The sequence below is a fragment of the Caballeronia sp. LZ034LL genome, assembly GCF_031451215.1.
Classification (GTDB): Bacteria; Pseudomonadota; Gammaproteobacteria; order Burkholderiales; family Burkholderiaceae; genus Caballeronia.
On record NZ_JARUXR010000001.1, the window covers coordinates 2,710,009 to 2,723,284 of the forward strand.

General features: G+C 66.2%; 12 protein-coding genes. 3 read left to right on the forward strand and 9 right to left on the reverse strand.

What is annotated here, in order from left to right; all coding sequences use genetic code 11:
• Nucleotides 1-23: 23 nt before the first annotated feature.
• The 8 genes from ugpB to pilM all read right to left on the reverse strand — a co-directional run bounded on the left by ugpB (nucleotide 24) and on the right by pilM (nucleotide 8,549).
• Nucleotides 24-1,349: a sn-glycerol-3-phosphate ABC transporter substrate-binding protein UgpB gene (ugpB, locus tag QCE83_RS12395; RefSeq protein WP_309810297.1), complete on the reverse strand. Its 1,326-nt coding sequence runs from the start codon at nucleotides 1,347-1,349 to the stop codon at nucleotides 24-26.
• Nucleotides 1,350-1,395: 46 nt separating this feature from the next.
• Nucleotides 1,396-2,616, reverse strand: a complete 1,221-nt coding sequence (locus QCE83_RS12400) for a deoxyguanosinetriphosphate triphosphohydrolase (RefSeq protein ID WP_309810300.1) — start codon at nucleotides 2,614-2,616, stop codon at nucleotides 1,396-1,398.
• A 44-nt stretch (nucleotides 2,617-2,660) separates the two neighbouring features.
• Nucleotides 2,661-3,758 (reverse strand): 3-dehydroquinate synthase, encoded by a 1,098-nt coding sequence (gene aroB, locus QCE83_RS12405; RefSeq protein ID WP_309810303.1) that lies wholly within the window; start codon nucleotides 3,756-3,758, stop codon nucleotides 2,661-2,663.
• Nucleotides 3,758-4,264, reverse strand: a complete 507-nt coding sequence (locus tag QCE83_RS12410; protein ID WP_404984771.1) for a shikimate kinase — start codon at nucleotides 4,262-4,264, stop codon at nucleotides 3,758-3,760. Before QCE83_RS12410 ends, aroB begins: the two co-directional genes overlap by 1 nt.
• Nucleotides 4,265-4,442: 178 nt before the next feature.
• Nucleotides 4,443-5,984, reverse strand: a complete 1,542-nt coding sequence (locus QCE83_RS12415) for a type IV pilus secretin PilQ (protein ID WP_404984574.1) — start codon at nucleotides 5,982-5,984, stop codon at nucleotides 4,443-4,445.
• Entirely contained in the window at nucleotides 5,981-6,862 is an 882-nt protein-coding gene (gene pilO, locus QCE83_RS12420) for a type 4a pilus biogenesis protein PilO (RefSeq protein ID WP_309810305.1), read from the reverse strand. Before pilO ends, QCE83_RS12415 begins: the two co-directional genes overlap by 4 nt.
• Nucleotides 6,863-6,873: 11 nt before the next feature.
• Complete coding sequence (locus QCE83_RS12425; RefSeq protein WP_309810308.1) at nucleotides 6,874-7,539, reverse strand: PilN domain-containing protein; 666 nt, start codon at nucleotides 7,537-7,539, stop codon at nucleotides 6,874-6,876.
• An 8-nt stretch (nucleotides 7,540-7,547) separates the two neighbouring features.
• Nucleotides 7,548-8,549: a pilus assembly protein PilM gene (pilM, locus tag QCE83_RS12430; protein WP_309810311.1), complete on the reverse strand. Its 1,002-nt coding sequence runs from the start codon at nucleotides 8,547-8,549 to the stop codon at nucleotides 7,548-7,550.
• A gap of 251 nt (nucleotides 8,550-8,800) precedes the next feature.
• Here pilM and QCE83_RS12435 point away from each other — a divergent pair, with 251 nt between their 5' ends.
• On the forward strand, nucleotides 8,801-11,209 hold the full coding sequence (locus QCE83_RS12435; RefSeq protein WP_309810314.1) for a penicillin-binding protein 1A: 2,409 nt from the start codon (nucleotides 8,801-8,803) through the stop codon (nucleotides 11,207-11,209).
• 62 nt (nucleotides 11,210-11,271) lie between these two features.
• On the opposite strand, the gene cyaY is transcribed toward QCE83_RS12435, so the two are convergent.
• Nucleotides 11,272-11,589, reverse strand: a complete 318-nt coding sequence (gene cyaY, locus QCE83_RS12440; protein WP_309810316.1) for an iron donor protein CyaY — start codon at nucleotides 11,587-11,589, stop codon at nucleotides 11,272-11,274.
• 35 nt (nucleotides 11,590-11,624) lie between these two features.
• On the opposite strand from cyaY, the gene QCE83_RS12445 reads away from it, so the two are divergent.
• Together QCE83_RS12445 and lysA are read left to right on the forward strand one after the other, a co-directional pair.
• Entirely contained in the window at nucleotides 11,625-11,936 is a 312-nt protein-coding gene (locus QCE83_RS12445; RefSeq protein WP_309810319.1) for an LPS translocon maturation chaperone LptM, read from the forward strand.
• Nucleotides 11,937-11,990: 54 nt separating this feature from the next.
• Entirely contained in the window at nucleotides 11,991-13,253 is a 1,263-nt protein-coding gene (gene lysA / locus QCE83_RS12450) for a diaminopimelate decarboxylase (RefSeq protein WP_309810321.1), read from the forward strand.
• The last annotated feature ends 23 nt before the right edge of the window (nucleotides 13,254-13,276 follow it).

Here is a 13,276-nt window from a genome sequence, read left to right on the forward strand (position 1 = left end):
CGGGCGCACATGCTTGCACGTGCTTAGTTGCCGGCCTTCTCGAAACGGGTCAGCAGTTCGTCGCCGCGAGAGACTGCTGCGTCGAGCGCCTGTTGCGGCGTCTTCTTCTCCGCCCAGACCTGCTCCAGCTCTTCATCGACGATGGTGCGGATCTGCGGCATGTTGCCCAGACGCAGGCCCTTCGTGTACGGCAGCGGCGGCTTGTTCAACATCTGCTTGATCGCGATGTCGGCGCCCGGGTTCTTCGCGTAGAAGCCCTGCTTCTGCGTGAGTTCGTACGCGGCCTGCGTGACCGGCAGATAGCCCGTGTCCTGGTGCCACTTCGCGGCGACTTCCGGCGTCGAAAGATACGCGAGGAATTTCGCGACGCCCTTGTACACGGCCGGGTCCTTGCCCGACAGCACCCACAGGCTCGCGCCGCCGATGATCGCGTTCTGCGGCGCGCCCTTCACGTTCGCGTCGTAGGGCATCATGCCGACGCCGTAGTCGAACTTGGCGAACTTCGCGATGGTCGCCCGCGAGCCCGACGAATTCGTGATGATGCCGCAGTCGCCGCTATAGAACTTCGACACCGGCTCGTCCTTGCGGCCAACATACGTGAAGGTGCCTTCCTTCGCCATGTTCTGCAGGAACTGGATGTGCGCCACCTGCAAGGGCTTGTTGAATTCGAGCTTCGCGTCGAGGCCGTCGAAGCCGTTGTTCTTCGTCGCGAACGGCGCCGCATGCCACGCGCTGTAGTTTTCGAGCTGGATCCAGCTCTGCCAGCCGGACGAATAGCCGCACGAGTAGCCGGCCGCCTTCAGCTTCTTCGCGTCGGCTTCGACGTCGGCCCAGGTCTTGGGCGGCTGGTTCGGATCGAGACCGGCCTTCTTGAACGCGTCCTTGTTGTAGTACAGCACGGGCGTCGAGCTGTTGAAGGGCATCGAGAGCAGATGGCCGGTCTTCGCGTCGCTGTAGTAGCCGGAGATGGTCGGCACGAAGGCTTTCTCGTCCAGCGGCACGCCGGCCTGCTTGAAGACGTCGTACACCGGAATGACGGCCTTCTTCGCCTGCATCATCGTGGCGGTGCCGACTTCATAGACCTGCAGGATGGCCGGCGCGTTGCCGCTGCGATACGCCGCGATGCCTGCCGCCAGCGCCTGGTCGTAGGTGCCCTTGAACACGGGGACGATCTTGTAATCGCTCTGCGACTTGTTGAAATCGTTGGCGATGTCGTTGACGCGCTCGCCGAGCGCGGCTTCCATCGCGTGCCAGAACTGGATTTCCGTAGCGGCGTGCGCCGCGGTGCTGGCGCCAAAGGCCAGAACGGCCGCGGCGGAGATCGTGCGGAACAAGGGCTTGCAGCTCATCGATGAGTCTCCTTTGTGACAGGTTCGCGCTCTGAAACGCGCGATATTAATTGTTGTCGATGACAAACAGGCGTTGATACTCTTTCAAGGCGTAGCGGTCGGTCATCCCGGCGATGTAATGCGAGATGAGCCGCGCCTGGGCGCTGTCGCGGCTGACGGCAGGCGCGTCGTTCGCCGATTCCTCGGCCACCGGCTCGCGTGCCTGATAGGAAGGCGGCAGCAGGCGCGGGTCTTCTGTGAAGGCTTCGAAGAGACCCGTCACGACGCGCCGGGCCTTGTTGGCCATCCGCATCACGCGATAGTGCCGGTACAGGTTCTTGAACAGAAAGCGCTTGAGCTGCGCGGCCTGCGCGGCGACCTCGTCGCTGTGCGCGACGAGCGTCGGCGCCGCGCGCACGTCGTCGAGCGACTGCGGCATCACGCGCTGCAGATTGCGGCTCGTGGAATCGATCAGATCGACGATCAGCGTATTGATGATCCGGCGGATGGTTTCATGAATCAGCCTCCGCCCTTCGATGTCCGGATACTCGCTGCGCGCGGCGTCGAAATGCGTATGCCAGAGACTCACCTCGGACAGCTGTTCGAGCGTGATGAGACCGGAGCGCAGGCCGTCGTCGACATCGTGATTGTTGTAGGCGATTTCATCGGCGACATTGGCGATCTGCGCTTCCAGCGACGGCTGCTTGCCGGTCAGGAAGCGCTCGCCGAGATCGCCGAGCCTGCGGGCGTTGTCACGCGAACAATGCTTGAGAATGCCTTCGCGCGTTTCGAAGCAGAGGTTCAGTCCGTTGAACGCGCCATAGTGTTCTTCCAGCTGGTCGACGACCGCGAGGCTCTGCAGATTGTGTTCGAAGCCGCCGTGATCGCGCATGCATTCGTTCAGCGCGTCCTGTCCAGCATGGCCGAATGGCGTATGGCCGAGATCGTGCGCCAGCGAAATGGCTTCGACGAGATCTTCATTGAGCCGCAGATTGCGTGCGACCGACCGCGCGATCTGCGCCACTTCGAGACTGTGCGTGAGACGCGTGCGGAACAGGTCGCCTTCGTGGTTGACGAACACCTGCGTCTTGTATTCGAGCCGGCGGAACGCGGTGGAATGCACGATGCGGTCGCGGTCGCGCTGGAACTCGGTGCGCGCGGCGGGCGGCGTCTCGGCGAAGCGCCGTCCGCGCGACTGCGACGAATGCGCGGCGTACGGCGCGAGATGCGCTTCGAGTGCCAGCGACGAGGGCGCGCTCGCCGGAAGATTCAATTCTTGTTCGCTCACCGGCTGCTCCGCATCGTCTTGATTCTCGCCGCCGCTCGCGTGGATCAGACGCTGGCCGCGAGGGTTTCGCGCACGGTCCCGTCCGGCGCGCTGGTGATCTCGGTTGCGCCGAAGCGGGTCAGCAAGATGAACTTGATCTCGCCGGCCTCGGCTTTCTTGTCGACCTTCATCAGGTCGACGTAGCGGTCGGCGCCGAGCTTCGGCGCCTTGACGGGCAGTTTCGCCGCCTCGATCACGCGCACCAGACGCTGGCGCGCGGCTTCGTCGAGCCGGCCGAGCCGCACCGAAAGATCCGCCGCCATCACCATGCCGCAGCCGACGGCCTCGCCGTGCAGCCATTCACCGTAGCCCAGGCCGGCTTCGATGGCGTGGCCGAACGTATGGCCGAAGTTGAGAATGGCGCGTTGGCCGCCTTCGCGTTCGTCCGACGCGACGACCGATGCCTTGATCTCGCACGACCGCTTGACGGCGTGCGCGAGGGCGTCGAGGTCGCAACGGTTGAGCGCGTCGACGTTCGCTTCGATCCATTCGAAGAACGCGGCGTCCGCGATTGCCGCGGTCTTGATGACTTCCGCGATGCCCGCCGCCATCTCGCGTTCCGGCAGCGATTGCAGCGCGCCGATGTCGGCGATCACGGCCTGCGGCTGGTAGAACGCGCCGATCATGTTCTTGCCGAGCGGATGATTGATGCCGGTCTTGCCGCCCACGGACGAATCCACTTGCGAAAGCAGCGTGGTCGGCACCTGGATGAACGGCACGCCGCGCATGTAGCTGGCGGCGGCGAAGCCGGTCATGTCGCCCACGACGCCGCCGCCGAGCGCGATCAGCGTGGTCTTGCGGTCGGCGCGTTCGGTCAGCAGCGCGTCGAAGATCAGGTTGAGCGTTTCCCAGTTCTTGTGCGCCTCGCCGTCGGGCAGCACGACGGTGGTCACCTTCTTGCCGAGCGGCGCGAGGGCCGCGCGCAACTGCTCGCCGTACAGGGGATCCACGGTGGAGTTGGTGACGATGGCAACCGACGCGCCCTTGATGTGCGGCGCGAACAACTCCGTGCGGCCGATCAGGCCCGCACCGATGTGGATGGGATAGGCGCGCTCGCCCAGGTCGACGCTGACGGTAATGGTTGGGGAATTCATGGCGGACATTATGACTGAGCCGACTTGACGACGCCGGCCACCTCCAGTTGCATCAGGACCATGTTGACGAGCGCGTTGACGGTCGGCCGCCCGGTCTCGACGACGAAATGAGCGGTTTCATGATAGAGCGGATCACGCGACTGAAACAGCGCTTCGAGCTTGCCGCGCGGGTCTTCGGTCTGAAGCAGCGGACGGTTCTTGTCGCGCCGGGTGCGCTGCCAGAGATCGTGCGGATTGGCGCGCAGATAGATGACGATGCCGCGATTCCTCAGATGTTCGCGATTCTCGGGCCGCAGCACCGCGCCGCCGCCCGTGGCGAGGACGATGCCGCTGCGCTGCGACAGGTCGTCGATGACGTTCGCTTCGCGCTGCCGGAAGCCGGTTTCACCTTCCAGCTCCCAGATGACCGGAATGCGCGCGCCGGTACGTGCTTCGATCTCGTGATCCGAGTCGATGAACGAGCGCTGCAGACGGCGCGCAACCGCACGGCCCACGGTGGTTTTACCCGCTCCCATGAGTCCGACGAAAAAGATGTTCGCGTTCGCGTGCCCTTCCTGCAACTCGTTTTCCTTCCAGTCCGATGCAATTTGTTCGTGCGGCAGCTTAAGGGCAAACCGCCCGCTTTGTCGAGTCGCGCCAGCCGTGGCGCGGGTCCGGCGCGGGTCCGGCGTGTGTCGTGTGCTCATCCGGCGCTCATCCGCCGCTTGCGATGACATGCGGCGTGATCAGGATGACCAGCTCGCTTTTCGAGCGGCGCCGGGCCTCATGACGAAACAGCCAGCCGAGCAGCGGCAGTTTCGACAATCCCGGCACGCCGGTCGTGTCGTCGCGCTCGTCGTCGGAATAGATGCCGCCGATCGCCACCGTCCCGCCATTCTCCACTTCGACGCGCGTCTGGACGTGCTTCGTATGGATCGCCGGCCCGTTCGCGGTCTGCTCGCCCAGGCTGTCTTTCGTGATGTCGAGATCGAGAATGACGTGCCCGTGCGGCGTGATCTGCGGCTCGACCTCCAGTTTGAGCGTGGCGCGCCGGAACTGCACGCCCGACATGCCGTTGCCCACTTTCGCCTGGTACGGCACTTCCATGCCCTGCTCGACGATCGACTTGACCCGGTCCGCCGTGACCACGCGCGGCCGCGACACGATCTGCCCGCGCCCTTCCGCCTCGAGCGCGCTCAGTTCCAGATTGAGCAGCCGCGTGGCGTGCGCGACGAACAGCGTGAGCCCGGCCGTGGCGGCGTCGAAGCCGTTGAGCGGTCCCGCCGACAAATCGTATACCACACCGTCCTTGCCGCCCGCGAAACCGCTCGCCGGATCGTTCTGCGCCGCGAGGTTCAACTTGACGCCGAGATTGCGCGACAGCCCGGCCTCGCCTTCGACGATCTTCGCTTCGATCATCACTTGCGGCGTCGACCGGTCGATCAGCGCGAGCAGATCCGCGATCTGGCGCACGCGCGCATCGAGATCGGTGACGAACAGCAGGTTGGTGCGCGCGTCGGCCATGGCGGAGCCGCGCTTCGACAGCACGCGCTGGCTGCCGGAGCCGCTCAGCATCTTGCGCATGTCCTCGGCGCGGGCATAGCGCAGTACGAACGTACGGCTGGCGAGCGGTTCCAGGTCGGCGGCGCGGGCGTGCGCCTCGTAGCGCAGTTTTTCGCGCGCCGCGAGTTCGGCCAGCGGCGCGACCCAGATCACGTTGCCGTGCTGTTCCATCGCGAGGCCGTTCACTTCGAGCAGCGTGTCGAACGCGCGCCGCCACGGCACGCCGGCAAGATTCAGCGAAACCTGACCGCGCACCTTCTCGCTCACGACGATATTCAGGCCCGTGAACTGCGCGAACGTGTGCAGCGTGGCGCGCAGTTCCGCGTTCTTCAGGTCGAGCGTGATGGTCTTGCCGTCGCCGCCGGGCACCGGGTCGGCGTCGCTCAGCCGCTCGACGGGCCGCAACGGCACCGGCGGTCCTTCGAGCGGCGTGTCGGGCGCAGCGGCCGGAGGTTCGGCGACGGGCTTGGCGGCGGGCACTTCCGGAGCGGGTGGTTCGGACGGAAGATTCGCATCGGCTGTCGCTTGCTCCGTGGTCATTTCGTCGAACGCGGCCGGTAGCGGCGGCAGCGGTGCGACGGCCGCGTCGTCGCTTCCCACGGCAAGCGAGGCCTGGGCGAACAGACACACGACGGCAGCCGCGAACAGGACCGGCCTGGCGACGCCGCGAAGGAACTGCGCGCGCGGGCTCACTTGCGATCCTCCGCCATCGTCAGTTTCCGCGACGGGCCGCGGTCGGGCATGAGTTCCACGACACGCGGCACGACGCGCGCGAGCCGTTCAGCGCCAATCTTCTGCCCCGCCGCGTATCCGCCGACTTCGTTGCCGCTTTGCAGGAGCGCCATCGCCCGCCGGGTGCCGACCAGCGTGCCCACCAGCAGGATATCGCCGCCCTGGGCGAGCGCATCCCCGCTGCCAAAAGGATCGATGACGAACGAACTGGCGCGCGGCGCAGCGACGGTCAGCGGAATCCCGGGCTGATTCTCGAACACCCGGAGCGACGCCTCGACTGCGAGCGCATCCGCGAGGCCGCCGGATGGCTGTCTGATCTGCGCGCCTTCGGGCACCACGAGCCGCGGCAATCCGGCCAGCGCCTCCAGGAAACGGTGAATCTCGTTGAAAGAACCTTCCGCGCGAAGCTTGAGCGCCCGCCCGGACTCGACTTGCGACGGCGCTTCCGGACCGGCGCCCGCGCGCGCACCCGGCTCGATCGACACGTCGCGCAGCCCGCTCTGTGCCGCCAGCTCCACGATGGCACGCAGCGCATCCGCCGTGCTCCATTGCTCCGGCTGCAGGCGGGCCGAAAGCGCGCGCGCCTTCAGGCCAGGCAACTCCGCCCTGATGCGCCTGACTTCGTGCTCGCGGGTTTGCGCCGCCGTCAATTCGGCGCGTGCGAGTTCGAGTCCGCCCGGATCCGACATTCGCCACGCAGCCGCGCCCGCCGCACCCATGAGCAGAGTCAGCGCAAGCGCGCTTGCCGCAAGCCGGGTATGCGACCAGGCATCGAGCGGCCGCAGCAGCGCAGCCACGCGCATGTCCCGGCGTTTATCCCGGTGCAACAAGAGATTCATCGGCATCGCGTTCATGGCCGCCTCCCTTGCGCGCCCGGGCGGCCCGCCGTGAGTACCGGTCGGGCACGACGCGACGCGTCCTCATGGCCGAAGCGGTCCGACTCGTAACGCACGAGCGCGACGAACTCGTAGTGCCCTGCTCCTTCAGACGACGTCCCGCCACGCCCCCCTCGCGTAGCCACAGCGGTGCGCCGCTTCATCTCGACGACCTCCACCGCCTCCACCCCGCGCACCTGCTCCAGCCGCTTGAGCCAGCGCGCGGCCGCCTGCGAATCGGGTGCGCGCGCCGCGAGTTCGACTTCGCTCGGCCGCTGCGAGACGCGCTGCAGCGCCACCCCGGTTTGCGCCGGCACGTCGGCGAGCGCTTCCAGCAGCGCAAGAAAGCGTTCGCGCGGCGCAGCCAGCGGCTGGGCGCTTTCACGGGCGCGCCGCCGTTCCTCGGCGGCACGCACCAGCCGCGCGTGTTCGTCGACCGGTGCGCTCGATGCCAGCAGCGAGGCCTCCAGCGCCGCGCGACGCTCGGTCAGCCGCGCGTGCTCGAAGGCATCGCGGCCCGCGACCACGCCCACTGCGGCGCAGCCCGCGATGCTCGCGGCCGCCAGCAGCGCGAGCCGCCGCCGCCTCACCTCGCGACGCCGCCGCGCCCGATACGGCAGCAGATTGAATCCGTCCAGCATGGCGGCGCTCATTGCATCACCTCGCGCAGCGCCAGTCCGAACGCCGCCACGAAGCGCGGCGAATGCCGGTGCGAAGCGACGATCGCCGCCGTGCCGTTGCAATACGGCGCCGCCTCGAACGGCAGCGCGGGACAGCCCAGGGTCTTGCCCAGGACCGGCAGCGCCAGACCCGCATGCTCCAGCAGTTCGATCCGGCCGCCCGCATAAATGCTGTCGAGCGGCGCGCCGTCACTCGCCAGATCCTGCAGCGCCTCGGCCATGCTGCGATATTCGAGCGCGGGATAGCGCACCTCGTTCTCGACACCCCGCGCGCCGACGACCCAGCCATGCAGTCCGGTGTTCTCCAGCCAGCAGACCATATAGCGCGCGTCTTCATCGAGTTCGACCGAGCCCACGTGGCGCATGGCCCGCAAGGCGGCAGCCGGTTCGCCGTCGATGGCCGACAGCGCGACGCCCGCCTCCGCCGCCGCTTCGACACGCGCTTCGACGTGCCGCCGCGCCGTTGCCGCGATCGACACCTGCGCGTGGCCGTCCTCGCCGGTCTGCACCGACCAGTCCACGGCAAGGGCCGCGCGCTCGACGCCCGTCGCACGCTCGGCCTCTGCGAGCACGGCCGGTTCGAGCACGCCGTGCGGGTCGCTGCTGACGCCCGTGGGCAAGGGTTCACGGGCTTCCATCAGACGCGCCAGCGGCACCTGCGTGGTGACCGTGGCCACCGCGGGCAGACCCATCGCGCAACGCAGCGCCCGCCACGCGCCGCCGCTCGGCAAGCACGTGAAGGCCTCGCGCAAGGCCGAGACGATTGCCGCGCGGTCGATGAAATCCCCGTCGATCACCGCGCCCGAGGGCAGCGGCACGAACGCCAGCTGCTCCACGCACACCGCCGCATTCGCCCGCAACCGTTTGCTCATGACCACGAGACGCACGCCGTCCTCGCCTACGTCGATACCCGCCGCATAGCGCCGCGTCACCGTCAACATCGTGCCGCGCAGCGCACTTTCCTTGCCCATGTCCTGCTCCTTCCATTCACTTGCGCGCCCGAACCGTTCGAGCGCCTGAGGTGGAAGAATTGTCGCGAGCAGGGACGACGGCGAACATTCAGCCGAACGGCCAGCGTGCACGATAAGAAGGTGCTTCCGCGCGTGATCGCGCGTATTGTCGAAACAGCAGCGGGCGAGCGTCACGGCCGGCGGCGCTGTAAGCGTCCAGAAAAGTCCCGAATGCGGGCGGCTATAATCGCGTCACTGTTTCTGGTGGTGCCATGCAATCCTCTTCCCCGAACAACCCTTCATCCACGCCGCCCGAGGGGCACAAGAAAGCCAGGCGCCCATGGTGGGCGCGGCTGCTGCTGGGCTTCTGCGTCAGCATGTTCGCGCTCGTCGTCTGCGCGGGTCTGGTGCTCGGTTACGCGCTCGTCGTCGCGCTGCCGAACCTGCCCTCGCTCGAAGCCCTGACCGACTACAAGCCCAAGGTGCCGCTGCGCATCTATACGGCGGATCACGTGCTGATCGGCGAATTCGGCGAGGAGCGGCGCCGCGTCGTGCGCATCCAGGATGTGCCCGACTACATGAAGAAAGCCGTGCTCGCCATCGAGGACGCGCGCTTCTACGATCACGGCGGCGTCGATCTCACCGGCATCCTGCGCGCGGGCACGGTCGCGCTGACCAACGGCCATGCCTCGCAGGGCGCGAGCACGATCACCATGCAGGTCGCGCGCAATTTCTTCCTGTCGAGCGAAAAGACCTACACCCGCAAGATCTACGAGATGCTGCTCGCGTACAAGATCGAGCGCGCGCTGACGAAAGATCAGATTCTCGAGGTCTATATGAATCAGATCTATCTCGGGCAGCGCGCCTATGGTTTCGCCAGCGCGGCGCGGGTGTATTTCGGCAAGGACCTGAAGGACGTCTCGCTCGCCGAGGCCGCGATGCTCGCCGGTCTGCCGAAGGCGCCGTCGGCCTACAACCCGGTGGTGAATCCGAAGCGCGCCAAGGTGCGTCAGGAGTACATCCTGCAGCGCATGCTGGAGCTGGGCTTCATTACGCGCGACCAGTACGAGCAGGCCATCGCCCAGCCGCTCGTGGTCAAGGGGCAAGGCCGTGAATTCAGCGTGCATGCCGAATACGTCGCGGAAATGGTGCGTCAGATGATGTACGCGCAATACCGCGAGGAAGCCTATACGCGCGGCCTGAACGTCGTGACCACGATCGATTCCGCCGACCAGGACGCTGCCTATCGCGCGGTGCGCCGCGGCCTGATGGACTATGAACATCGGCACGGCTATCGCGGGCCGGAAGGCTATATCGACCTGCCGGCCAATCCGGACGATCGCGAGCAGGCCATCGACGACGCCCTCGCCGAGCATCCGGACAACGGCGAAATTGTCGCGGCGGTGGTGACGTCGGCGAGTCCGAAGGAAGTGAAGGCAAGCTTCCTCGACGGCAACACGGTGACCATCAGCGGCGCCGACCTGCGCTTCGTGCAGTTCGCGCTCAGCACGCGCGCGCAGCCGAACGCGCGCATCCGTCCAGGCGCGATCGTGCGCCTCATGAAGAACGACGACGGCGACTGGACCATCACGCAACTGCCGCAAGTGGAAGGCGCACTGATTTCAATGGTGCCGCAGGACGGCGCGATCCGCGCGCTGGTCGGCGGCTTCGACTTCAACAAGAACAAGTTCAATCACGTGACGCAGGCCTGGCGTCAGCCGGGTTCGAGCTTCAAGCCGTTCATCTATTCCGCCTCGCTCGAAAAGGGCCTGTCGCCCGCGACCATCATCAACGACGGTCCGCTCTTCTTCAGCGCCGCCGAAACCGGCGGGCAGGCGTGGGAGCCGAAGAACTACGGCGGCGGCTTCGACGGCCCGATGACCATGCGCTCGGCGTTGCAGCGCTCGAAGAACATGGTGTCGATCCGCATCCTCAATCACATCGGCACGAAGTACGCGCAGAACTACATCACGCGCTTCGGCTTCGACGCCGACCGCAATCCCGCCTATCTGCCGATGGCCCTCGGCGCGGGGCTCGTCACGCCCTTGCAGATGGCCGCCGGCTACGCGGTCTTCGCGAATGGCGGCTATCGCGTGAATCCGTATCTGATCGCGGACATCACGGACCCGTACGGCCGTGTCGTTTCGCACCCGCAGCCGCTCATTGCGCAGCAGAGCGCGCCGCTCGCCATCACGCCGCGCAATGCGTACGTGATGAACAGCCTGTTGCAGAGCGTCGCGCAGCGCGGCACCGGCGCGAAGACGAATCAGCTGAAGCGCACCGATCTTGCCGGCAAGACCGGCACGACCAACGATTCGCGCGACGCCTGGTTCGCCGGCTATCAACGCTCGCTGGTGGCAATCGCGTGGATCGGCTATGACAACCCGCGCAGCCTGGGCGACAAGGAAACCGGCGGCGGTCTCGCGCTGCCGGTCTGGATGGACTACATGGGCCGTGCGCTGAAGGGCGTGCCCGAGTACAAGCCGATGATGCCGCCCGATGTCACGTCGCTCGGCGGCGAGCTGTACTTCGACGACATGACGCCGGGCCACGGCTTTATCGCGACGGTCGGCGTGAGCCAGGCGCCGCCGCAGGACGGCGTGTCCGGCGTGACTGCACCCGCGCCCGAAGTGGGCGAGCAGGAGAAGCAGGACATCATGAACCTGTTCAAGGGGCAGTAGAGCCAGCAGGCGCGCCCTTGCAGTCTATGAAGCGAGCGGATCGCACGACCCGCTCGCTTTTTTTACGCCTTGAAGCGGACGGGTTCGCCGGCTTGCTCGGTCGAATACTTGCTCAAGGTCGCGAAGAATTCGCTGTTGTCGCGGGTGTCGCGCCACGCGCCATCGACGTATTTGTAGTGAAAGCCGCCCGCTTTCGCGGCCAGCCAGATCTCGTGTTTCGGCGGCTGCAAATTGACGATCACTTTCGTGCGGTTCTCGAATTCGAGCGTCAGCACATTGCCGCTGCGTTCGAATTCGATGTCGGCGTCGGCCTCGTCCACCGCGCGCTCGATGGCGCTCAGCGCGGCCTCCGCCAAGGTCAGGTATTCCTGGTCTGTCATGCTAAACTCCGGCGATTAATCGTATAGGGACGGTCATGCGAGTCGTATTCAGGATGAGCGCGATTGTAGCGGCTTTGAGCATGAGCGCCGCTGCCACATTGGCGCTCGGCGGGTGTGGTCAACGCGGTCCGCTGTATCTGCCAACCGTGCCGCCGCTGCCGCAACGTCCCGGCGATCTCCAGAATACCCCGCCTTCGGACACGACTCCGGACAGTGAAAGCGCAGCGCGTCGCGGCACCGTGCCGGACACGTCGGGCGAGCCGCTCTCGCTCTCGCCCGAAACGGATCTGAAGTCCGGCGGCAGCAACGCTGCCTCGGCGCCGAAAGCCGCATCGTCCGCTTACTGAACACCCGCCTGAAACACGCGCCATTCGGCTTCGGGCGCATTTTCGATTCCACGCATGAGTGATTCCGCATTCCATTACGTCGACGGCGTGTTGCACGCCGAAGGCGTCTCAGCCGCGTCGCTCGCGGAACAGTTCGGCACGCCGCTGTATGTCTATTCGCGCGACGCACTGACGCAAGCCTATCGCGCCTATGCCGATGCCTGCGCGGGACGCAACGCAACCGTCCACGTCGCCGTCAAGGCCAACAGCAATCTCGCCGTGTTGAACGTGTTCGCGCGCATGGGCGCGGGCTTCGACATCGTGTCGTCGGGCGAACTCGCGCGCGTGATCGCGGCAGGCGGCCGCGCGGAGAACGCCGTGTTCTCGGGCGTCGGCAAGTCGGCGGCGGAGATGCGCGAAGGACTGGAAGCCGGCGTGAAGTGCTTCAACGTCGAATCGATTCCCGAACTGCATGCGCTGAACGAAGTGGCGAAGTCGCTCGGCAAGAAGGCGCCGGTGTCGCTGCGCGTGAATCCGGATGTCGATGCGAAGACGCATCCGTACATCTCCACCGGCCTCAAGTCGAACAAGTTCGGCGTGGCCTTCAGCGACGCCCGCGCCACCTACGCGCAAGCGCAGGCGATGGATCATCTCGATGTCGTCGGCATCGACTGTCATATCGGCTCGCAGATCACCGAGATCAGCCCGTATCTCGACGCGCTCGACAAGCTGCTCGAACTCGTGAAGCAGATCGAAGCCGACGGCATGAGCATTCGCCATATCGACGTCGGCGGCGGCCTCGGCATCACCTACGACGACGAAACGCCGCCGGCCATCGGCGACTTCGTGACGACGCTGCTCGATCACATCGAGGAGCGCGGGCATGGCGCGCGCGAAGTGTATTTCGAACCGGGGCGCTCGCTCGTCGGCAATGCCGGCGTGCTGCTCACGCGGGTCGAGTATCTGAAGCCAGGCGAGGAAAAGAACTTCGCCATCGTCGACGCCGCCATGAACGATCTCGCGCGCCCTGCGATGTACGAGGCGTATCACCGCATCGTGCCGGTCGTGAAGCGCGACGCCGCCGCGCAGATTTACGACGTCGTCGGCCCGGTCTGCGAAAGCGGCGACTGGCTCGGACGCGACCGCGAACTGGCGCTGGTGCCGGGCGACCTGCTCGCGATTTGCTCGGCGGGTGCGTATGGCTTCGTGATGAGCTCGAACTACAACACGCGTCCGCGCGCTGCCGAAATCATGGTCGATGGCGAGCGCGCGCGTCTCGTCCGCGAGCGTGAGGACGTGAAGCAGTTGTTCGCCGGGGAGTCGATTCTTCCGGACTGAAGCGCTCCAAGACTCGATGAAAA

Coding starts and splice junctions, on each gene's coding strand:
- ugpB (WP_309810297.1), bottom strand. CDS start 1,349: ATGAGCTGCAAGCCCTTGTTCCGCACGATCTCCGCCGCGGCCGTTCTG.
- aroB (WP_309810303.1), bottom strand. CDS start 3,758: ATGTCCGCCATGAATTCCCCAACCATTACCGTCAGCGTCGACCTGGGC.
- QCE83_RS12410 (WP_404984771.1), bottom strand. CDS start 4,264: ATGGGAGCGGGTAAAACCACCGTGGGCCGTGCGGTTGCGCGCCGTCTG.
- pilO (WP_309810305.1), bottom strand. CDS start 6,862: ATGAATCTCTTGTTGCACCGGGATAAACGCCGGGACATGCGCGTGGCT.
- QCE83_RS12425 (WP_309810308.1), bottom strand. CDS start 7,539: ATGCTGGACGGATTCAATCTGCTGCCGTATCGGGCGCGGCGGCGTCGC.
- pilM (WP_309810311.1), bottom strand. CDS start 8,549: ATGGGCAAGGAAAGTGCGCTGCGCGGCACGATGTTGACGGTGACGCGG.
- QCE83_RS12435 (WP_309810314.1), top strand. CDS start 8,801: ATGCAATCCTCTTCCCCGAACAACCCTTCATCCACGCCGCCCGAGGGG.
- cyaY (WP_309810316.1), bottom strand. CDS start 11,589: ATGACAGACCAGGAATACCTGACCTTGGCGGAGGCCGCGCTGAGCGCC.
- QCE83_RS12445 (WP_309810319.1), top strand. CDS start 11,625: ATGCGAGTCGTATTCAGGATGAGCGCGATTGTAGCGGCTTTGAGCATG.
- lysA (WP_309810321.1), top strand. CDS start 11,991: ATGAGTGATTCCGCATTCCATTACGTCGACGGCGTGTTGCACGCCGAA.